This is a genomic window from Parabacteroides sp. 20_3 (genome assembly GCF_964238835.1).
In the GTDB taxonomy this organism is placed as follows: Bacteria; Bacteroidota; Bacteroidia; order Bacteroidales; family Tannerellaceae; genus Parabacteroides; species Parabacteroides distasonis.
In genome coordinates this window covers 149727-170599 of record NZ_CAXSNO010000006.1, presented here as the reverse complement: position 1 = coordinate 170599, position 20873 = coordinate 149727, and the positions used below count along the sequence as shown (strand labels likewise).

Genomic DNA, 20873 nt, shown 5'->3' with positions numbered 1-20873 from the left:
GTCGCGTCCCAACTCGCTTCGCTCAAACAGGGACGCTCCTGTCGCTCACTTCGGCCGCCTCGCTTTACGCCCGCCCGCTAAGGCCAGATGGAGAGCCGTTCCCGGCTCTTTGAGGAGAGGCCGGCCCCTTGAGAAAGACTGTCCTTCTGGGTAGAGGGTGTCCTCTTTTGGGGAGGTTGTCTTCTTTAGGGAGTGGGAACGGGTGGGGGAGGCTTGCTAAAACAATTGGCAAGCTTGCAGGCCGAAGGCCCCTGCGATGGCGGTAGCAACAGCGATGATCACTTTGAGAATGGTACTCCAAACAGACTTCTTCATGATAATTAATAATTAATAGTGAATAATGATATCACGGACGATATAAGAGGAAAGCGACGCTTTCCTTAGGACGGCCTCAGCGGACGGGCGTGAAGCGGAGAGACCGTAGCGAGCGCCCGGAGCATCCCTGTTTGAGCGTAGCGAGTTGGGATGCGACAGCGAGCGCAGGTCTCGAAGTAGCCCGTCAGCGTCAGCCTTGACCTTTTGGTTACTTTTGGGTCAAGCCAAAAGTGACATACCGATTGGGTGCAAGCCAAAAGTGACACGCTAGATCTCGTCAGGCGATTCCGAGTCGTCCCCTCCGGAAGCGGGCTTCTTGCTGATATCGACAGAGGTCTCCCCGGCCTTCTCCGCACGAAGCACGGCTTGCTGAGCCTTGCGACTGGCCACCGGCTGGAACTCCAGTCCGGCGAAGATGTTCTTCAGGTCCTCACCCGGTATATACTGGATGTTGACACCGGTGATGTTTGTAGATGTGAATTTCTCAAGACTCTCCGCCCCCTCGTTGAGTATCTGTAGACGGAATTTGCCTAACTCGCCGAAATCCACCTGCTTTCCCTCTTGGAGGGCATCGAGCAGGTTCTCGACGGTGGAGATCAATACCGCTACCACGTCCGCACGGCTGACGGTGGTTTGCATGGATACCCGGCGACTCAGTTGCTTGAGCGACAGCTCTCCATTGACCTGTGCCGTGGCGTACGCTTTCGCCGGCTCGTCTTTCTTCAAGGGGTTGGGCCGAAGGGCCACACTGTAATTTAATGCCATAGTTTTAATAATTAAAAATTGATAATTGATAATTGAAAATGGGATCGATCTGTTTTCGATTACGAATGTACGACTTCCGGTTTCCTCCGGAATGAGTCTCGTAGAGGCGGTGTGAAATCGAGGGGAATAAGGTGATAAAAGATGAATATTAGTGGATCGGATCGTTGCCGGATTCGTACTTTTTCAGTATCTTTATTCCTGTAAATGAATTGAAAAAACACCTATTTTATGCAAACAAACAACGAATATCTGGATGAGTGGCCGGTGCGCCCTTATAGCAAACGGGAGTTGGCCATGGCCTATGCTCCCGATATCAGTCCGAGTTCCGCTCTCAACCGCTTGGCGGGATGGGTCCGACATCATCAGAAGCTCAGCGATGAGCTGGACGAGACAGGTTACCAAAACCGGCAGCGGATTTTCACCTCCCTGCAAGTGGAACTGATCTTTCGCTATTTGGGCCGTCCTTGAACGAGGGTCTTCCACGTTCGCTTTCGCATGCGTATATCGGCATCGCTTCATGCGTATATTGACGTTAGCCCACACGTATATCGCCGTGGCCCTGTACGGGCGTAGGCGTGAGGCGATGCCGGTGTACGTGTGGGGCGTGCGAGTAATGCAAATAATGCAAGTAATGCAGTACCTGTTTTCCCACACACGTGCGTACATACTTAAAAGAAGAGGAGGAAGAGGGATTATGTTTTCTTATAATCCCCTCGTTTTTCTCCCTTTCGGACGATTCCCTGTTTCTGCCAACGTTGCAAGCAACTGCATGCGGTGTTTTTGGGTATCTTCAGCTTCTCGGCTTCTTCCAAGAGGGATTGATAGGTGAAATCCGTATCTAAGGTGATGAAGAGACGTTCTTGGTCGGCCATGCCCCGGTTCTTCACCTCGTTGGCGGGAAGGAACGAGAGTATGTGTACGGCGTGTAGGTACATAGGCTCGACCAAGGAAAGGACCGCTTGGAAATCATCCTCTTGGATGGAGAGATCCCAGCGGGTGATGATCCCGTCCTTGATGTTGTCGGAGCAGGTCTGCGGGTCTGGCGTGAGCCGGGGCGACTTGCGCAGGCTGGCGGCGAAGTCTCCCGCCTCCTCGCATTCCCCTGTTATTCGCAATAGGGCGACGATCGATAGGATACGTCCGATATTGATGGCCATCCGTACGACGGAGCTGTTCATCTCGTTGCCGGTGCCCTTCCGGGAGCGCTCGAACAAGGTTTGGAACACCTCGTTGAAGGAGACGATTTGCGCGTCGGTCAAGCGAAGCGAGATCACCCCCAGTTTCTGGATCTCTCTCAAGTGAGCGATCCAGTCCTTGCCCAATTTCTGGAACTCCAGCGACGTGTCGGTCCGCTGTAGGCTGAACTGGTTGATCCAGTGAAGTACACGGGGCATATAATAGAACATTTGCCGGGAGAACAATCCGTTCTCGCTGGAAGGGATCAGCGGCTTTACCTGCCCGGGCGTCCCGCTTATCAATACCGACAGGTGGGAGTGCGACAACTCCCGATACTCCCGGTCTGTCCGCCGGTTGTAACTGAGCGGGTCGTGATCGAACGAGCAGCGGATCACCTCGCTCCAATGGCCATAATCCGAGGCGATGGAGTTGCTGACCATGTCCGCCTCGGTCTCGCAGATGATCCCCACGCCGCCCGAGTCGATGATATTCTGCAAGATACCGGTACCGGTGTTGTTGCCGGAGAATATAAACATACGGTTGAGGGGCATTTCCGGCTCCTCGGCTTTCGCCTTTTCCCGTCCCAAGGAATTGAAGGAGGTCATCTCTTTCTTATACCTTTTCATCTCCTCCGCCACGGTCGCCCGGATCTCGTCGTGGATCGGTTGCACGAGCATTCGTGTCCACGCGAGCACGCCTTTTCCGGAGGCGGGGGGAGCGACGATGAAGGTTTGCAAACTGGAGAAGAACCATTTGCCTCCATATAGGAACCGCAGCGTCTGGGCGAGCGAGGCACCCAAGGTGGTGAGCCCGCCCAGAAGGAGTACATCCCGTTGCTCCCGGCTCTGTCCGAACGCCATGATCTGCCGCAACATCCGGGGCCACTCATGCCCCTCGGGGAAGAAGGGCAGGTGGGTGAACGGATCGACCTGCTCCTCGATCTCGGTCTCTACATTATTATCGCACGCACGTGTGTGGGAAACAGGTGCTGCATTATTTGCATTACTTGCATTACTTGCGTGCGTATCGCGGGGGCGGCTTGGAGGCTCCAAGCGTACGCCCGCCAGTTCGGCCAAGTGGAAGGCCGTACCGAGGTGTATCCTGTGGTCTCCCTTTTTCAAGGAGTTGGAGAAAAGTCGTTCGGCCTTCTCCCGGTTAAACTTCACCGATAGGGAACACAGGGCGATGAAACCTTCTCGTCCTGCCTCGCCGCAATCGTTGGCGATGGCAAACGCCAAGCGTACGTATTCACAATATCCGGGGGCGATATCTACACCCGCCGAACGAACCGCTTCTACTAAGCGGGATAAACTGTCTGACATGTAATTTATGATTTATGAGTTATGATTTCAAATCCTGAAGAGCGCGTTGGGATCATGACATAGGAAACAGGAGCGGACGATGTCTTTGCCGCTCGGGTCTACTTTCTGGGAGCCTCGCGTCTCTCCGTCACCATACACATATTCCACGTAGTTCATCACGCCTAGGATATGCTCGGAGATATAGGCGGGTGTCTCGTTTCCGGGATGTTCCGGATAGGGGACGAAAGCCTTTACGCCTCGTTCGCTCGGGCTGATGAAGCAGAGAGCGGGGCATAGGTAGGCATCGTCGAACAGCTGTCTTCGGAGAGCTTCCGCCTCCGCGGTAGAGTCCAATCCGTCTACATCCACTACTACCAATCCGCTCGGGGCTAGGAGCCGATCGCTTTTCCGGTAGGAGAAAGTCCCGCAAGGCGTGACATACGGTAGCGTTTGCCGTTTCAGCTCGCTGAATCGTTCCTTGTCACCCGTCTCAAGCGGGAGGCGGAGCTGCCGGGTGAGGCGTTCGAGGGCCGGATCGCCGGTGATGAGTCGGGCCACCTCCTGTAAGGTGACTTCTCGACTGGGATATACGGTAGCCGGTCGTGATACTCGTCCCGTTAGGCTATCTTTGACCGGTGAGATCGGGGCTGCGAAAAGGGACATTTTAAATTCATTTTTCATGTATTCTTTTTCTTAAGATTAACGGCGGTGAAGGTCGGATTAATAAAATAAAGTGCGGGACGAACTGTTCGTCCCAATGTTAATGGTGTTGACATGATTAAATAAAAGATAACAGAATAAACAAGGATTTAAGGAGGATTTATATGAAAAAAGAAGACGTGGTGGGGGGTATGTTGGCTTATATAGCCCACCTTCGTGAGGTGGGGCGTTATTCCACGGCGAAGAGTTATCTGGACGCTTTACGCTCGTTCAAGTGTTTTTGCGGGATGGAGGAAATCCCTTATGCCTATATAGACAAAGAGAGGCTCTTGCTTTATCAGGCATGGCTGTCGAAGCGGGGCTGTATGCGCAATACGGTGTCCACCTATATGCGGCGAATCCGGCATATCTATAACTTGGCGGTGGAGGCTGGCGAGGTTTCGTATATCCCGAATCTGTTCAAGGGGGTGTTTACTGGCGTGGAGAGCAAGCGGAAGAAGGCGTTGCCTCTGGATAGCTTGCGCTCGTTGATGGGGACTCCGAGAGTTGAGCCGGAGATGCGGAGAACCCAGCTGTGTTTTTGCCTGATGTTCTCGTTCAGCGGGATGGCGTTCGTGGATTTCGCCCATTTGCGGAAAGAGAATGTCAAGGACGGGGTCTTGTCGTACCACCGTCAGAAGAGCGGGTCTTTCATCCGGGTGGAGATCCCGGCCGATGTACGGCTCTTGTTGGATGAGTTGGCGGTTTGCACGGACAAGGACTCGCCTTACCTGTTCCCGTTTCTGAGCGGAAAGAAAACGGGTGAGGCGGCCTATGCGGAATACAACGGCGCCTTGCTGCGCTTTAACCGCGACTTGAGGTCGCTGGCGGAGACTTGTGGTGTGGGTGAGCCGGTCACCTCGTACACGATCCGTCACTCTTTCGCCACGACCTTGAAGGAACGGGACGTACCGATCGAGATGATCAGCGAGCTGTTGGGGCATACGTCTATCAAGACCACGCAAATTTACTTGAAGAGCTTTTCCTTGGAACGTCTGTCGGCGGTGAACCGGGCTTGCTTCGAGAGCGTGTATAAACCGGTATCCGAGGTGGGGTAAGAGATTGGCTACTCGGGAAGTAGCGTAAAAGGAGGGGAAAATTACCCAGCTGTAGAGACGGAGCGTGCTCCGTCTCCCATCGTCTGACGGTATTTAAATACCATTTTGAGGAGATGAGACGGGGCACGCCCCGTCTCTACAGGAATACACACAGGTTATGAGGCATGGTGGAATGATACCGGGAACAAGAGGTCATTTCACCCGCATCACCATGTCTATACGTTTAGGATAAAACGGGAAAATCAAAGAATAGAGAGGATCAAACGCCTACAATGAGTAAACAAGCGGATCTATTCGCTTGTTTTTAGTTATTTTTTACTATATTCGCGGCATGAAAGAATACGCTACTTCCCGAGTAGCTAAATATTCACTAGGTATGGTAATTTTCAGAAATGCCATATTTGAAAACTTAAAGTGCTGTGTGTTAGGCGTAAATAGGGTACGCTTGGCAGGGCTTTGAATTGTCGTTTAATCAGAGGGGAACTCCTCGTATATCTTAGGGAAAAGAGAATCATGCCGACGCGTATTTTGAGAAACGATCGCCCGAAGGGGGGCCTGACGCAGGCCGGCAAGCGTCATGACTTGAAAGCCGTGCGCTGGTACGTGCTCACGCTTCCTACCGCCGCGGGTGGACGACGTGACCGGATCAGTCCCTCCAAAGGTTTGGACGTGGAGCTTTCCCGGCGGGAACGTCGGGGAGAGACTCTTTTCGAGTATTTCGCCCCCTCGTACGTGGAGGTGCGAAAGGTGGGTGGCAAGCTGGTCAACACGAGGCGACCTTTGCTGTTCAACTACGTGTTTATCCGTTCTTCGGTAGAGGAAATCTTCCGCATGAAGCAGGCACTCCCCTTGTATAATTTCCTTCCCCGTGTCTCTTCCGGGAGTACGACCTATTTCCCGCACCTCTTGGATCAGGAGATGGCGAATTTGCGCTGGGTGGCGGAGGCTTACTCCAACGAGCTCCCGGTGTACGTGCCGGAGAGCACCCGCTTGTTGAAGGGGGATCGGGTACGCATCACGTCCGGTTATTTTACCGGGATGGAGGCCGAGGTGGTGATCCAGCCGGGCGGCGGTCATAAGGAGGTGATGGCGCGCATACTGGATTGCATGTGGGTACCCTTGTTCGAGGTGAAGGCGGGTGAGTACGAGTTGATCGAGTTGAATGCGAAGAGCAAGCACGTTTATACCCATCTGGACAACGACCGCCTGTCGGAGGGCCTGCACGAGGCCTTGGGACGTTACCATGCTTCCGGCAGTGTCTGCGAGGAGGATCGACGATTGGCCGGCGAGGTACTGCGGGGATATGCCTCTTTGCGTGCGGAGACAGACGTGATGCGCTGCAAGCTGTGCGCGTTGCTCCTCCCGACCTATAAGCTGTCGGGCGATGAGGAGGCTTTCGTTCGCTTGCACGACACGATGCGCGGCTTATTGCCTGTCGTGAAAGCACCGCAATCCCGTGCCCTGTTGCTGGTCACCTTGTACGGCTGTACGGATAACGCTCTCTACCGTCGCATGGCACACGAGCTAGTGGATCCTTGGCAAGTCGATCCCTCGCCTAAGAAAAGCAAATTATCCTTGATCCGCCGGCTGGGCGACTATGATAGATGGCTGGGCCACGAATCAGTTGACAGTTGAGAAGTGGCAGTTGACAGTTTAAATCATAATCCAAAATTCATAATTCAAATTTGATGTCTACCCTTCCTTCCGGCGTTCGTTTGGTGGCGTTGCTGAACGACCATTTGCGCGAGATCATGGGGCGCGAGCGTGCGAACCATACCTCCATGCACTTGTATTGTACGGGGCCTTACTGGGTCGCCTTCGAGCGTTCGGCCTATCAGTTGCGTCGTGCGTTCCCGGACAGCGAGACCACGCCGATGCGCCTGTTCGGGTATCCGTTTCCGGTCGTGATGGTGTCCGTAACGGATCGCTCGCTGCGTTCGTACGCCCGCAAGCATATCTTGCGGATCGACGAGCCGGATTATAAGCGATTGACCGTCCCCGTTTTCCCTGCGGAAGATTACCGGTCGTGGCACGACCGGGAGGTATCGGGACTGCCGTATCCCCACACGTACGGATTTCAGAGAAATTAATACGATTATCACATATGTACCGACAACAATTCTTTCCCCGTCTGGGTGATTACATCGACACGCTGCTGAAAGTCACCAAGCTGACCAAATCCATCGTCTGCGTAACCGGAGGTATGGGCGGCAGTACCTATAACGCTTTAAAAAAGGTATAGACATGCATTTCAGCATCTATGTCCGTCTGTTGGATCTCCTTTGGGAACATCTGGATGACGAGGATCGGTTCCGCCAGCTGGCCCATGAAGCCGTGGAGCGGTATATCGCTTACATGCGGGGGAAGATGGGTGGAAGTAAGAATTAATCTTATACGTTAGGATCATGCAAACATCTTTGTTTCTATTATTCGGTTTCCTGTTTGCCGTATCGCTCGGCATGGTGATCATCCCGAGGATCTTGGTGATTTCCCATAAGAAACGGCTCTATGATGTCCCGGACGCCCGTAAGGTGCATACGATGCCGGTTCCCCGTCTGGGTGGGCTGTCCTTTTTTCCGGTGATCCTGATGTCGATGTTCTTGGTGATCGGTTTTCGTCTGTACTTTTGGGATATGGACACCTTGAGCTTGTCATTCAATATGCTTTATGAGTACCTGTTCCTGTTCGTGGGCATGACGCTGCTTTATCTGGTGGGTGTTTGCGACGATCTGGTCGGTGTAGGCTACCGCTATAAGTTCGCCGTGCAAATCGCCGCTGCGTTTCTGTTGGTACTGTCAGGCAACTGGTTCGACTCGTTTGGTGGCTTGTTCGGTATTTACTCGGTGCCGGTTTGGGTAGGGGTGCCGTTCACGGTGTTTATCGTGGTATATATAACAAATGCCATTAACTTGATTGATGGTATCGACGGCTTGGCCTCGGGCCTGTGTTGTATCGCCTTGTCGGTCTTGAGCGTGATATTCTTTCTTCGTGGGCAGTATGTTTACGCCTTGTTGGCGATCTGTACGCTGGGTATCCTTATGCCCTTTTGGTGCTACAACGTGTTCGGTAACGCCAACCGTGGACATAAGCTTTTCATGGGGGATGCCGGCAGCCTTACGCTGGGCTACGTGATCAGTTTCTTGATCATCCACATGAGCGTGACGAACGAGGTCTCTCCGACATTGTCCAATCCGTACATGGTAATCGCTTTCTCTACGGTGCTGGTCCCGCTGCTGGACGTGATCCGTGTGGTCTTGCATCGCCTGCGTGAGCACAAGAACCCGTTCTTGCCGGATAAGAATCACTTTCATCATAAGTTGTTGCGCACGGGGATGCGGGTGCGGGTGGTGATGGTTTGTATCATCGCGATTTCCGCTTTCTTTATCCTGCTTAATAGCTCGTTGGCATGGCGTGTGGATATAACCTATTTGTTTTTCTTGAACCTCTTTTGCTGGAGTATATTGCATGTAGGCTTGAATGGGCTGATTAAGCGTAATCGGGAACGGAAAGAGAGCGAACAACTGCGATAGGTGAAGAATTATTATCGGGATAGGTGTGGGGAAATCGTAAATGTGATTATCTTTGTAGATAAAGAAGGATAAATATAAGACTCATGGATACTCGACAAGCGGAAATAGTAGATAAGATCCATTTTGCGGTGATGGCCATAGAAGCCTCCGCCAAGGAGATGCGTATCTCTCCAATGGAAATGCGTAGGCGTTTGGAGAAGGTAGGATTGGTGCGTCGCTTGCTGTTGGATTGTTATGATGTCATGCACACCCAAAGTCTGAGGCATGTAGCGGAGGATGTCGTGGAGGCCTTGCGAAACTGGGAAGCCGCCGCATCCGGAGGTGAGAGAGGAGGTGAGTTATGATTGTTCTGTATCATCACGGTTGATCAAGCATTGGGTAAATTGCGATATACCTCACCTAATAATCAAATATGTATATTGAGTCAGTCGTTGCTCGATAAGTATTTACGTTTTGTTGATAGCGAGCGGCTTAATGATATACGAGAAGGGAGGCCGGTATGAGAGAGCAAGTGCTTTGGAGAAAGGTCGCCCGGATTATTATGCGACTAGCGGAGCGTTTGCAAATATCCCCGGAGCGTGCGCTTGCCATCTTCTATGATACGCGTACTTGTTCTATGTTGCATGATAGCAAGTATGGACTTCATTTGATGAGTGACGATTATATTTTAAATGATTTATTAAACGAGCTGAGGGATAGGCAATGAGTTCGTTTGTGCCGATCAATCCGATGGTGAAAGGATTCGACTTTAATGTAATAGGCAATAACTTAGAATTGCTGCTTGATGGGACTGGGCTTGAGCGTTCCTTCATGTCTCCAACATAAGTGATGGAACGTTGCGCTATCTCTGTTTGTTGGCCGTTTTTTGCAACCTTAAACGAGGAGCTTTGATTTCCGAGCGATCTATTGTCTCGGATTTATAATGAAAATGGAAAAGAATACCACAAAGTAAGAGATTTTGTCAAGGTGTTTCCCAAGCTTGATACGCAAACGCTAAAAGTTACATTTCCAGATTTTGATTATCTTATCACTGCTTTGAGATCGTGATTGGAAGCGTTTTTCACATCTGTCCGCTTAGACCGTAGGTAGAGCCATTCGTAAGCACTCAATAGCTATTAGTCATTGTCAAAAATAAGATGAATGGCATCGTTTATTCTCATATTGAACGTTGGTATAAACAAGACCGGGTGCAAGTACCGGTAGAGATTGTTGATCGGGACAGCCTATCCGTGATAGACTACCGGGGGACCGCTCCTTGGTGGAGAGATTGTCTATGTTGGTGTCACGTAAGAGCCAAATTCAAATGAACAAATAAGAGAAAGACGCAATCATGCAGATGTCACCGAGATAAACAAGATACTAGGTAGGGCATGCCGGATGCTAAAAGACAAAAGAATCCATTTAGGTGAAATGATGAACACTGCGTTGAACTATATGATCAATGGATGGGGGGAAATTACTCAACTATCGACATGATGGTCGCTACGACTTATTACACTCTGATAGAAATGGCTAAACTGAATAATTTGTCTCCAATGGATTATCTCTCGCATGCTTTTCATCAGTTACTGGAAGGGAATAAGGACTATGAAAGTCTATTTCTGGGTAAAAGCCCTTCAAACGATCAAATTAAACATGAAAAATAAACCCGCTCAATTGTTATGTGATTGATTTTCAATTAGTGATAAACTTGTTGAGTGTTTACTGCCTTTTGGCTTGAATTGGTTGATTAAGCGAAATAGGGAACGGAAAGTGAAAATGTAAATATCGGTGATGCATCATGCTATCCTATCAACAGGCACCAATTGTCGGTGATCTGTTCTTGTAGCTTCTAATGCAGTTACTACTCATGATATTCTAGGCGATAGTATAGTAGCGAGTGTTCCCACAAAAATGATGGAAAGGATTGAGAGAGGCACATTTCGTAGGGCAAGTCGCATACTTTAAGTACCGATTTAAAAAGCTGATATAATGTTTAGCTATCATACTCTTTCGAAGCAAAACAAGCAAGTCGTTATCTTGTATGCATCCACATTATTAGGCACATTGCTAGGAGTCTTGTCTTCTGTTATTAATACAAGATTCCTTGACCCAATAGATTATGGGGATGTGAGATACGTACAGAACATTATCAACTTGATAGCATCATTGTTGTTATTTGGATATTCTAGGTCAGGTAGTAGGCTACTGGCTTTGTCATGTGAGGAGAAAAATAGTAAGAAGATAAGAGGATGTATGGTAATAATCCTTATTTTTGCAAGTATTATACTTTTGATAGCAACAGGTTGTAATTATTTCTTTCATATTACTCATCCACGGCTAGCATATTTGTTTCTTGTTTCATTGCCGGTTTGTCTATATCCTCTTTTTAATGATTATATAAACACTACGGCACAAGGGGATAATCATATAGTGCGCATATCAATAAACACATTGCTTCCTGTACTCTTATATGTTCCTTTAGGTTTTATCATTTACTCATCCTATGGAGCTACGTCCACAAAAATGATATTATTACAATGGGGAATTAATTCGCTTGTCGCTGTAATTGTCATCATTAGTACTAAACCCTCTTTTAAAGGTTTAAGGTCAACATTTGTACAACTGCACGAAGAGAATAAAAATTATGGAATCCAGCTATATTATGGCTCGCTGGTGATGGTGGCAACAAACTATATCGCTGGCATTACTTTGGGAATGTTCAACGAAGACAACACCAATGTTGGTTTTTACACGTTAGCATTAACAGTAACAGGTCCTTTGTCTATGCTTCCTGCAATTATAGGAACGACGTATTTTAAAGAGTTTGCTCATCAATCTAGGATTCCAGATAAAGTATTGAAGATGACTTTATTAATGACCATTCTGAGTTGTATAGCGTTTATCCTTTTGATTCATCCTATTGTCAAATTCTTATACTCTGATAGCTATTCTCAAGTTGGTGTTTATGCTTCGTGGCTTGCGATAGGATATTGTGTACATGGGGTTGGTGATATGTTGAACAGATATCTAGGATCTCATGGAGAAGGTAAATTTATAAAAAATGCTAGTTTTGTTTGTGGTACGTTTAAGATTTTTGGATTTAGTCTCTTGGTGTATTTATGGGATATGAATGGAGCATTACTGACTTGCGTAGTAAGCTCAATTATTTATTTTAGATTTTTATCGGTTTGACTTAACCGATTGAAGAATAAACTTTTAGCGAATTATTTGAGAAATAGAGGTAACGATTTAGCAACCGTGCAAATTTCAGCGTTTTGCGTTGCTATGCTGTCAAATAACTCTTTCTAAATGCAAAGGTAATACTATTTTTTTCAATAAGCAATATTTTGATTTCTTATTAGCCTCTAAATTGGCTATCTTTGCTTTCCGAAATCAAATGAAAGTCCTATGATACAAGATAATTCAATTGTAGTTAGAGAATATTTGACGACAGATAAAGAAGCTGTCATGAATTTAATCAAATTAAATACACCCGATTTTTTTGCAGAGGAGGAAACCAATGATTTGAGCAATTATTTGGATAAAGAAATAGAGCTTTATTATGTCTTGCTCGTTGATGGGAAAGTGGTCGGATGCGGTGGGATAAATTTTGCAGAAAAAAGAACCATTGGAAAAATAAGTTGGGATATTATACATCCAGACTATCAAGGCAAATCATTGGGTAGAAAGCTTTTAATGTATAGAATTGAAGTTTTAAAAGCTATTCCCGGTATCAAAAAAATAACAGTCCGAACCTCGCAATTAGCATATAAGTTTTATGAGAAGCAAGGATTTACACTGAATGAAATCAAACGAAATTATTGGGCTGACGGTTTTGATATGTATAGTATGCAATATAACGAATTATAACTGTAAGATATTAGGGATAAGGGCAACCCCATCCCTAATATTTCTACAACTTCATTCCCCTGCCTTTCCTTTGCGGCTGCATGGGTCGGTGTATATTCTGCCTTAGCTTGTCGAATTGCTCCTTGAACCACTCGGCAATGGGCTTTCGGTCGATGGCAAGAACTAATTTCGTCCCGTCCGTGGGGTCTTTCATCACTTGAACCCCTGCCTTTTCGGTCTTGAATTTCCGTCTGTGTTCCTCCGAGTAGAGTTCCCCTGCGTATTCCAACGGCTTCCCCTTGACGAGCGTTGCCGTCTGCCCGTCGCTGAACCCGACAAGGCGGCAGAGGTTTTCGATACGGAGCATTTCACGGAAATAGGGAAACCATGCCGCCGCCCTTGCGATTACCGTTTTCAGAAACGATATTTCCTGCTTGTGCCTTGCTTCCTTGTCCGCTATCTCCTTGCGGTGTTTCTGCTGTATCTCCGCCATTTGTCGGCTGTGGTCGGTCTGCATGGTCTGTATTCTATCTTGCAGGGCTTCGATAGCTTCCCCGTGGGTGGCTACCTCCCTATGCAGGGCGGTATTCTCCCTCTCCAACGTCTTGACCTTGTTGCTGCCGAAAAGAGAACCGACACTCTCGGCGATGTTGGCGGCTGCGGTGGTCGCCGCCCCTTTCAGCTTCTCGGTCTGTATCTCTTTTTTCGCCCGTTTGAGTTCCTCCCGCGCCGTTTCTTTCTGACGCTGCAAATCCACTACCTCCGCTTTGAGGCTGTCGGCGAGTTTCTTCGTTTCATTGTAATACTGCTGCGTGGACTTGTGCCGTGCCTTCGAGCCGTCTATGCCTCTTTGCAGTCCGTATTTCGCCATCGCCACGGCGTAGGTGTCTTGATAGGATTTCAGCCTTAGACGTGTCATAATATCGTCGGCGCACAGCCTTACGGTGTCGGTCGGCTTCTTGCGGTATCGCTTCTTCGCCTGCTCCTCCCTTTTCCTGCGCTTGCGCTCTCCCTTGACGATGGGGACGAGCGTGACGTGTATGTGCGGCGTTTCCTCGTCCCGATGCAGGTGCGCCGCCACGATGTTCTCCTTTCCGAACGTGTCAGCGAAGTATTTCATATTGTCGGCGCACCACTCGTCCAAACGCCCCTCCCTTTCGATGCGTTCCATGTCCTCGTGTGTTCCCGACACGTTGATGCGGATTGCCCGTACTTGGTTGTTTCCGATTTTGCGTGTCAGTCCTGCTTCTTCCAATCTTTTCTGAATAGCCGCCGAACGGTCTTTTATCCCGTCGGGGTAGGCAACGAGTTTTCGGTTGAGGTGCGTGCGTGTGGGGTCTGCGTTCTTCGGGATGATGAAGCGCTCGATGTGGGCGGTCGTTCCGCTGTCGGAACCGTGCGCCTTTTCCATGTGCAATACTACGAAACCCATATATTCCTTTCTTTTTTAGCTTGTGAAACAATGATTCTTCGTATCTTCGGGGGCGGCAAATAGCCGTCCCCGACGGGGTGTGCAGAGGGGCTTGCCCCTTGCCTTATTGGGGAATTTTCAGCGATACGGAGTATTGCGGCTCGGAAAATTCCCTAATAAGCTACGGTATTTTCTCCGTAAATACCCTGCGGCGTGCCGGCGGTCTTTCTGTGGTGGCTCTCCCTGCCGCCTGCTTACCCGTATAACCCCACCTTATTATTTCCCCTTTCGGTCGGTGGTGGGCGGCGGGGCGGTCGTTTCCGTTTTCAAAGGCTTCTTTGCACGGGGCGGTCGGATGCAAGGTTTAGGGGAAGAATACTACCCGAAGCATGAGGGTGGAGATTGTTCCCCTAACGGCGTAGCCGCCCGACCTTGCATCCGACGGAAAGCCCCGTGCTTGCTTCGCCTTTGTAAACGGGAATGACTGCTCCGCTTTCCTGCGGTCGGGAAACAGCCCCTTTCCGTCCGTGCGACGGTATGACCGTATGAATGTATGACCGTATTACGAACTGATACCCCGACCGACAGACCGTTACGCCATCCATCGGCGGCTCGGCTCGGTGTCGGCAACGACAGACACGATAACCGTTGTTTTCTCTTTTCGCCGGTGCGTTATCTGCTCCAACAACACTTTGCGGACTTTCGCCGCCCCGAACGATTCGACACGGAAAGCGAGGGCGGTTATCGTTTCGAGGTCGTAAACCTCTATGCTGCTTCTGTCCGATAGACAGACAAGGCGTTTGATGCCGTACTCTTTCAATACCCCGCTCTTGCAGAGTGCCTTTATCCCTGCCCGAACCGTCGGGGCGATAACCCCGAACAATTCGCAGATTTCCCACTCGGTCATGGCGGTTGCGCCTATGTCGGTCGGCAGGGAGATATTGCCGTATTCATCTATCGTGATGATGTTCCTTTCTTCTTTCATCGGTATGCTGTTTTAAGGTGACTAAATGGCTCGGCAGATGTTCTTCTCCATCTCCTCTAACTTGTGCGACAAGGTTTCCATGTCTTGGCTTATCTTCTGGGCGGTGATTTTGGCGTATATCTGCGTGGTCTTGATGTTCGTGTGCCCCAATAGGCGGCTCACCGTTTCGATGGGTACGCCGTGCGACAGAAGTACGGTCGTGGCGTTCGTGTGGCGGGCTACATGATAGGTTAGCCGCACCTTGAAGCCGCATTGTCTGCCTATATCTTTGAGTATCTTGTTGCAACTGCCGTTGCTCGGAACGGGAAAAACATGACCGTCCCTTGCAAGTCCCTTGTATTTCTCGATGATACGTTTGGGAACGTCCAAAAGGCGAATATTCGATTCTGTATTGGTTTTCTTCCGTCGGGTGATTATCCATAGGTTGCCGTCGAAGAATGTTTGCAGGCGGTCGGCGGTGAGGTTCTTCACGTCCGAGTACGCCAAACCCGTGAACACGGAAAAGACGAACAAGTCCCGTATAAGTTCATGGTAGGTATTCTTCATCGGTGCGTCCATGAGCGTCTGTATCTCCTTTTGGGTAAGGTAGCCCCTATCCACGCTTTCGGGAGAGTTGATGTACCCTGCAAAGGGGTTGAACGGCAGACGCCCGTCGTTCCTCGCTATGGAAACGATGTGTTTCAACACAATCATGTAGCCCCACACGGTATTGGTGCGGCATTTCTTCTCCGTGCGCAGGAAATACTCGAAGTCGTTGATGAACGTGAGGTTGAGTTCCTTTAGCGGAATATCCTCACGCTTGTAGGTATGGGGCAGAAATTCCCGAATGTGGCTGCAAACCGTCTGATAGCGTCGGAATGTCCCTTGCGCCCTGCTGTGCCCGACTTTCTTGGCGAACTCGGCGTTGTGCTGCTCGAACAGTTTCAGCAAGGTTTCCTGCTTGATGCCGATACCAAGATAGGCGTCTTTCAACTTGGCGGCGGTAACATACCCGTCCGTCTGCATCAGTTCTTGGTAGCGGCGGTTTACCTCTACACGGATTTTATCCACCGCGAGGTTGATTCTCTGCGCTTCGACGCTCTTGCCCGAAGCACGGTTGTTCTTCACGTCCCACAACCGCAGGGGAACGTCCATCTTGCAACTGAACTGTTTAATCTCTCCGTCCACCGTAAGGCGGCACATCAGAGGCAGGTTGCCGTTAGGCTTCTCGCTGCCTTTCTTCACGTAAAATAAGAGCTTGAATGTACTTCGCATAACTCACTCCTTTTTTTGGTTACAAAATTAGTTTATAGTGAGTTACCGACAGCTATGCAAATCGCCGCAAAACGCAGTAAAAGAACCTTTTAGCAAGAAATCTTCACCCGTTACGGGGGTAATGAGGTGGTAACTGAACTTCTGCACCGTTTGGCTTCGAGGTGGCATTCCGTTGGCTCTACCCAATAGAAAAACAAAGCGTAACGAACGCTATTTCAGCTAATTCGCTACGCTTTGCTCAAATTTGCAAATCCGCTATGTGTTTATTTTATATGTATGGCGTTTTATTACAAAAAATTTGTAACGGTTGAGAATATATCTGTTTGAAATTCAATTTTATGATGTAAAATCTATTTGCTTTGTCTTAATTAGGAATTAGTAGGGATAGGTGATAATTTGATACAGATTGCATTTAAATCTTTTGATAATTACAGCTTGAAAGTGATATTTGGATTTTTTGCTCGACCGATTATATTTTTGAAAGATGAATTCAGTAACTTATTCATTTGATTTATTTGATACATGTTTTGTTAGAGCATGTGGTTTTCCAAAAAATGTGTTCGACTTGTTGGCTTATCGTACTTTAGGAGAGAATTGCGACGAAAGTATGCTTGCCGATTTTGCTTTGATACGAGTGAAGGGAGAACAAACTGCTCGGAACTTGTCTGATAAAGAGGAGGTCTCTTTGATGGATATCTATCAATATTGTTCGTTTAAAGGCTTAACATCTTTATCGAATGAGGCAATAGCGGAGATTGAAATGGAAGTAGAGCGAGAACAATTGTGCTCTGTTCGTTCGATATGGGAACGGATAAATTATTTACATGATAGAGGAGAGAATATTTATTATATCTCAGACATGTACCTTCCTGCTTCTTTCTTGAAAGATTTGTTGGTGACACATGGTTTTTGGAAAGAAGGCGATCGGCTCTATGTGTCTTCTACCTATGGGGTTACTAAACGATCGGGAAATCTTTATAAATTGATAGCGGACGAGAATCAGCTTACTTTCTCTCGATGGTATCATTGTGGTGATAATAGGCATAGTGATTATAAAATGCCTCAGCAGTGGGGAATTAGGGTGGAATTGATAAAGCATAAATTCTCTGTATATGAGTGCTGTTTATTGCGACCTGATATTTTTCCCGGTTTGTTTGTCAGTCAGCACATGGCTGCGATTTCTAAGGCTGTTCGGCTATCATTACAAGACGATGTCGTGAATGATTTTGCGTCAGATTTGATAGCTCCACTTTATGTCCCTTTTGTTTTCAGTATTTTATCAGACGCCAGTAAAAGAGGGATTAACAGAATATTTTTTTTGGCGCGGGATGGCTATATCCTCCATGTAATAGCAAAGAGGTTGTCGAAACAATTTCCTAAATTGGAACTAGACTATTTATATGTTTCTCGAGCTTCCCTTTATTTCCCGGGAATTCGGGAGGTAACAACGGATAATCTTGAATGTTTTTTTCAAACATATTATCAGATGATTGCGGTGACAAGTAGTCTGCGTGATGTGTTATCTGAGTTTATTTGCGATGATGTGTGTGACCGGTTGGTCGATACGTTGCCTATGGTTGGACAGTGTGGCCGGGCTAGGGAAGCTTTTGAAGTTTTACTCCATTCCGAGGAGGCAATAAAGATTCTTCAAACATATCATGATGAGCAACGAGCATTGATCTTGGCCTATTTTGGAGAGAAAGGGCTGGCCGACGAGAATGCTTCAACAGCTATTGTTGATGTGCGGGGTACCCGCCATTGCCATCAAGTGATCAATACGATTTTACAAGATGCAGGTTATCCACCGACTTTTGGATATTATCTAGAGGTGGCAGATGACCGGAAAAATATCACAGAGGCAGGGAGTTACCAAGCTTTACTTTATAAAGAGCGGATGCTAAAAAGTCAAAGATTGAAGTATATAGTAGAGTTGAGAAATGTATTTGAGCAATATTTTTCGGCAGCTCCCACCGCTCGTACTATCTGCTATATGTGGAAGGAAGGAAAGGTACGGCCAATGTTTACTCGAGAGGTTGTGCCTGCAGAGACGTTGGAGCTCGTTCGTAAACACGAGTTGGTGATGATGATATATGCGGATTTATTCATGAATAATTACTTGTATAAGCAAATAGAATCTGTATTACTTAGATCCTTGGATGTATTAGGGAAATTTGCTGGTTCGCCATCGGCTCATTATCTGAAAGCATTGGTTGGGAGACGAGTCGGGTGTATGAATAACAACAACCGGTATATCATTAAGAAAATCACTTGGAGAGATTTTGGGCAGTATCGAATTGACTGGTGGCGGGGGGCATTTTTCTACACGTTTCGTTTTCCCTTTAGCAGGCGGATCGTGGATTTTATGTATAGAATTAAGAATAAATTAAAAAATTATGATGTTTACAAATAAAAAAATTCTATTGATATTGTCTTTTACGTCGAAACCTGATTTTTGGATGATAGAGGAATATCGCAGGTTGGGGTATGAGGTGGAAATTTTGGTCAATGAGCATGCAACCTCCTCAGATTTGTTCAAGAAACGAGGTGTATGGGGACAGGCTATAAATTCTTTTGCCCGTTTTATGCTGGGCTGGAAAGCGCATAAGCGATATGCAGGAGAGTCTCGTGTGATTTTCTGGAATTGGGAATCTTCATTCTTTTTTCTGTTGAGAGATTTTCTGACATTCCGGCGTTGTCAGGCGAAAATCATCGCATTGCATCTGATTCTTATAGATACTTTGTTGGTGAAAAGATATTTTTGGCAAGTAATGTTCCTTTTCGCTCGCTTTCACTTTGGCTACTGTATAGCGGTCAATTCGGAGATGGAGCGTACAAGGTATGGAGCGAAATATCATATGCCACTTCGGAAGATTGTTGTGTTGCCTGATTCTTATGAATGGAATGGTTTGCCTACTCAGGAAGAGTTGGTGCGAATACGAGTAGAGCAGCGATCCGTTTTTTGCGGAGGATGCTCGCGTGATTTCAAAACGCTGCTTCTTGTGGCTAAGCAGTTACCTGATTATAGTTTTACTGTAATTGCGGCAAAAAAGATATGGAGGGAAGAATGGGAGATACCTGATAACGTGAAAGTTTTTTTTGATACCTCAAAAGATTTTTTTTACACGAGTCTGTTCAAGTCAGCTATTTTATATCTTCCGTTGGAGCGTGACGAGGCTAATGGCTTGATCGTGCTGACTAAAGCAGCCTTACTGAGAAGACCTATTATCGTAACAGATACCTCTTGTACAAGAAATTATATCGTTAATAATCAAAATGGCATACTTGTGCCAATGTGGGGAGTCTCAGATGCGGTAAAAGCGATTAAAAAGTTAGAAGATGAGTCGTTGAGAGACAGGCTTGTTCAAAAAATGTCAGTTGACATAGAAACACATTCGCCATTGAATTATTGCCGACGAATATTAGACATATAACTATTTGTAATGAAGAGAATAACTTTTTTGATAGACTCAATGAGTGGTGGTGGGGCTGAGCGTCAGTTAGCGACTCTAGCCAATGAGCTAGTGAACGATTATGAAATTACCATTGTGACTTTTTGTGATATAAATGATCACTATTATTTAAATCCTTCTATAAAAAGGATACGCTTAGGATATAGAAGGAGTAGATGCATGATTTGTAGGTTCCTGCGAACTATTATATATTTTAATAAGGTTAATACAGATGTTGTAATTACATACGGACAACGTTCAAGTTTTTTGGGATTGCTTTCTCTTTGGTTTCGGAAAAGCATAAGGGTGATAGCCAGTGAGAGAAATTTGACAACGGATAAGCCCGGAAGATATGAGAATATGCTTTTTAGTAGGTTATATGTGCGTGCTTCTTTTATTGTACCGAATAGTTATTCTCAAGCTAGGTATATAATAGCTAAAAGGCCGGATTTAAAAAATAAAATTATAACTATAACCAATTATACGGATCTGAAAGTTTTTACACCAACAAAGGATGAAACGTATGATGATAGTATGATAAATATAGGAGTTTTTGCCCGGTATCATAAGCAGAAAAATTTCGAACGATTTGCTAAAGCCATCAAATGTGTGCGTGAGCTAACGGACAAGCGATTTGTGGTGAATTGGTATGGTAGGAAAAAGAATGGATCAGGTGAATTTGAACCGTATTATCTTATGTGCGAAGATATAATCCTAAAGGAGGGCTTAAGCGATGTTGTTTACTTGAATGATCAAGTTAGGGAGATTGTACCTATACTGAGAGAGCAGGATGTAATATGTCAGCCTTCCCTTTTTGAGGGATTCTCTAATTCGATATCTGAGGCTATTTGTTGTGGTAAGCCGATGCTTGTAAGCGATGTAAGCGATAACTCTATAATGGTTAAGGATGGAGAAAACGGTATATTATTTAATCCATATGATGTAGATGATATAACACGAAGTATCGTGAGATTCTTAGATTTACCGAAGTCAAAAAAGAAGAGAATGGGGGAGCGAAGTCGAGAGATTGCAGAGTCTTTATTTGATTTAAAATATTTTAAAAATCAATATATTAAGTTGATAGAAAAGTGATGTTTTT

General features: G+C 47.1%; 23 protein-coding genes. 15 read left to right on the top strand and 8 right to left on the bottom strand.

Annotated elements, in window-relative coordinates:
- Window positions 1–216: 216 nt before the first annotated feature.
- The 3 genes from ACESPU_RS13755 to ACESPU_RS13745 all read right to left on the bottom strand — a co-directional run bounded on the left by ACESPU_RS13755 (window position 217) and on the right by ACESPU_RS13745 (window position 1080).
- Window positions 217–315 (bottom strand): smalltalk protein, encoded by a 99-nt coding sequence (locus ACESPU_RS13755; RefSeq protein ID WP_005861849.1) that lies wholly within the window; start codon window positions 313–315, stop codon window positions 217–219.
- 65 nt (window positions 316–380) lie between these two features.
- Complete coding sequence (locus ACESPU_RS13750) at window positions 381–572, bottom strand: hypothetical protein (RefSeq protein ID WP_373133434.1); 192 nt, start codon at window positions 570–572, stop codon at window positions 381–383.
- Between the two features lie 10 nt (window positions 573–582).
- Window positions 583–1080, bottom strand: a complete 498-nt coding sequence (locus tag ACESPU_RS13745; protein WP_122144290.1) for an HU family DNA-binding protein — start codon at window positions 1078–1080, stop codon at window positions 583–585.
- 228 nt (window positions 1081–1308) lie between these two features.
- Here ACESPU_RS13745 and ACESPU_RS13740 point away from each other — a divergent pair, with 228 nt between their 5' ends.
- Complete coding sequence (locus ACESPU_RS13740) at window positions 1309–1548, top strand: DUF4248 domain-containing protein (protein WP_122144291.1); 240 nt, start codon at window positions 1309–1311, stop codon at window positions 1546–1548.
- Between the two features lie 224 nt (window positions 1549–1772).
- Here ACESPU_RS13740 and ACESPU_RS13735 read toward each other — a convergent pair whose 3' ends face one another.
- A complete protein-coding gene (locus ACESPU_RS13735; RefSeq protein ID WP_373133433.1) occupies window positions 1773–3578 on the bottom strand; it encodes a DUF3987 domain-containing protein in 1806 nt (601 codons plus the stop codon).
- Between the two features lie 27 nt (window positions 3579–3605).
- Window positions 3606–4238, bottom strand: coding sequence for a BT4734/BF3469 family protein (locus ACESPU_RS13730; protein ID WP_011965952.1), 633 nt, complete (start codon window positions 4236–4238; stop codon window positions 3606–3608).
- Between the two features lie 143 nt (window positions 4239–4381).
- On the opposite strand from ACESPU_RS13730, the gene ACESPU_RS13725 reads away from it, so the two are divergent.
- The 11 genes from ACESPU_RS13725 (at window position 4382) to ACESPU_RS13675 (ending at window position 12696) form a co-directional block, all read left to right on the top strand.
- On the top strand, window positions 4382–5314 hold the full coding sequence (locus tag ACESPU_RS13725; RefSeq protein ID WP_048928047.1) for a site-specific integrase: 933 nt from the start codon (window positions 4382–4384) through the stop codon (window positions 5312–5314).
- A gap of 513 nt (window positions 5315–5827) precedes the next feature.
- On the top strand, window positions 5828–6949 hold the full coding sequence (locus tag ACESPU_RS13720; protein WP_008780829.1) for a transcriptional regulator: 1122 nt from the start codon (window positions 5828–5830) through the stop codon (window positions 6947–6949).
- 53 nt (window positions 6950–7002) lie between these two features.
- Window positions 7003–7404, top strand: a complete 402-nt coding sequence (locus ACESPU_RS13715) for a hypothetical protein (RefSeq protein WP_036632613.1) — start codon at window positions 7003–7005, stop codon at window positions 7402–7404.
- Between the two features lie 14 nt (window positions 7405–7418).
- On the top strand, window positions 7419–7556 hold the full coding sequence (locus ACESPU_RS13710) for a hypothetical protein (RefSeq protein ID WP_005861865.1): 138 nt from the start codon (window positions 7419–7421) through the stop codon (window positions 7554–7556).
- A gap of 2 nt (window positions 7557–7558) precedes the next feature.
- Window positions 7559–7702, top strand: coding sequence for a hypothetical protein (locus ACESPU_RS13705; RefSeq protein WP_373133432.1), 144 nt, complete (start codon window positions 7559–7561; stop codon window positions 7700–7702).
- 17 nt (window positions 7703–7719) lie between these two features.
- Window positions 7720–8844, top strand: a complete 1125-nt coding sequence (locus ACESPU_RS13700; protein WP_373133431.1) for an MraY family glycosyltransferase — start codon at window positions 7720–7722, stop codon at window positions 8842–8844.
- Window positions 8845–8927: 83 nt separating this feature from the next.
- Complete coding sequence (locus tag ACESPU_RS13695; protein WP_158533048.1) at window positions 8928–9188, top strand: DUF3791 domain-containing protein; 261 nt, start codon at window positions 8928–8930, stop codon at window positions 9186–9188.
- A 155-nt stretch (window positions 9189–9343) separates the two neighbouring features.
- The gene (locus ACESPU_RS13690) at window positions 9344–9550 is read left to right on the top strand and encodes a DUF3791 domain-containing protein (protein WP_122144295.1); all 207 of its coding nucleotides are present in this window, start codon (window positions 9344–9346) and stop codon (window positions 9548–9550) included.
- A gap of 430 nt (window positions 9551–9980) precedes the next feature.
- Complete coding sequence (locus tag ACESPU_RS13685) at window positions 9981–10151, top strand: hypothetical protein (RefSeq protein WP_158532955.1); 171 nt, start codon at window positions 9981–9983, stop codon at window positions 10149–10151.
- A 664-nt stretch (window positions 10152–10815) separates the two neighbouring features.
- Window positions 10816–12018: a lipopolysaccharide biosynthesis protein gene (locus tag ACESPU_RS13680; RefSeq protein ID WP_373133430.1), complete on the top strand. Its 1203-nt coding sequence runs from the start codon at window positions 10816–10818 to the stop codon at window positions 12016–12018.
- A 216-nt stretch (window positions 12019–12234) separates the two neighbouring features.
- On the top strand, window positions 12235–12696 hold the full coding sequence (locus ACESPU_RS13675; RefSeq protein WP_149923297.1) for a GNAT family N-acetyltransferase: 462 nt from the start codon (window positions 12235–12237) through the stop codon (window positions 12694–12696).
- Window positions 12697–12739: 43 nt separating this feature from the next.
- Here ACESPU_RS13675 and mobV read toward each other — a convergent pair whose 3' ends face one another.
- The 3 genes from mobV to ACESPU_RS13660 form a co-directional block, all read right to left on the bottom strand.
- Window positions 12740–14107, bottom strand: coding sequence for a MobV family relaxase (mobV, locus tag ACESPU_RS13670; protein WP_170272874.1), 1368 nt, complete (start codon window positions 14105–14107; stop codon window positions 12740–12742).
- Window positions 14108–14678: 571 nt separating this feature from the next.
- A complete protein-coding gene (locus tag ACESPU_RS13665; RefSeq protein WP_170272875.1) occupies window positions 14679–15071 on the bottom strand; it encodes a hypothetical protein in 393 nt (130 codons plus the stop codon).
- Between the two features lie 21 nt (window positions 15072–15092).
- The gene (locus tag ACESPU_RS13660) at window positions 15093–16325 is read right to left on the bottom strand and encodes a site-specific integrase (protein WP_170272876.1); all 1233 of its coding nucleotides are present in this window, start codon (window positions 16323–16325) and stop codon (window positions 15093–15095) included.
- 484 nt (window positions 16326–16809) lie between these two features.
- Between ACESPU_RS13660 and ACESPU_RS13655 the strand changes: the two genes are divergently transcribed.
- The 3 genes from ACESPU_RS13655 to ACESPU_RS13645 are packed head-to-tail and all read left to right on the top strand — an operon-like array spanning window position 16810 to window position 20866.
- A complete protein-coding gene (locus ACESPU_RS13655) occupies window positions 16810–18735 on the top strand; it encodes a hypothetical protein (protein ID WP_147342802.1) in 1926 nt (641 codons plus the stop codon).
- A complete protein-coding gene (locus ACESPU_RS13650) occupies window positions 18719–19756 on the top strand; it encodes a glycosyltransferase family 1 protein (RefSeq protein WP_122144299.1) in 1038 nt (345 codons plus the stop codon). Before ACESPU_RS13655 ends, ACESPU_RS13650 begins: the two co-directional genes overlap by 17 nt.
- Before the next feature lie 9 nt (window positions 19757–19765).
- Window positions 19766–20866 (top strand): glycosyltransferase family 4 protein, encoded by a 1101-nt coding sequence (locus ACESPU_RS13645; protein ID WP_122144300.1) that lies wholly within the window; start codon window positions 19766–19768, stop codon window positions 20864–20866.
- Window positions 20867–20873 lie beyond the last annotated feature (7 nt).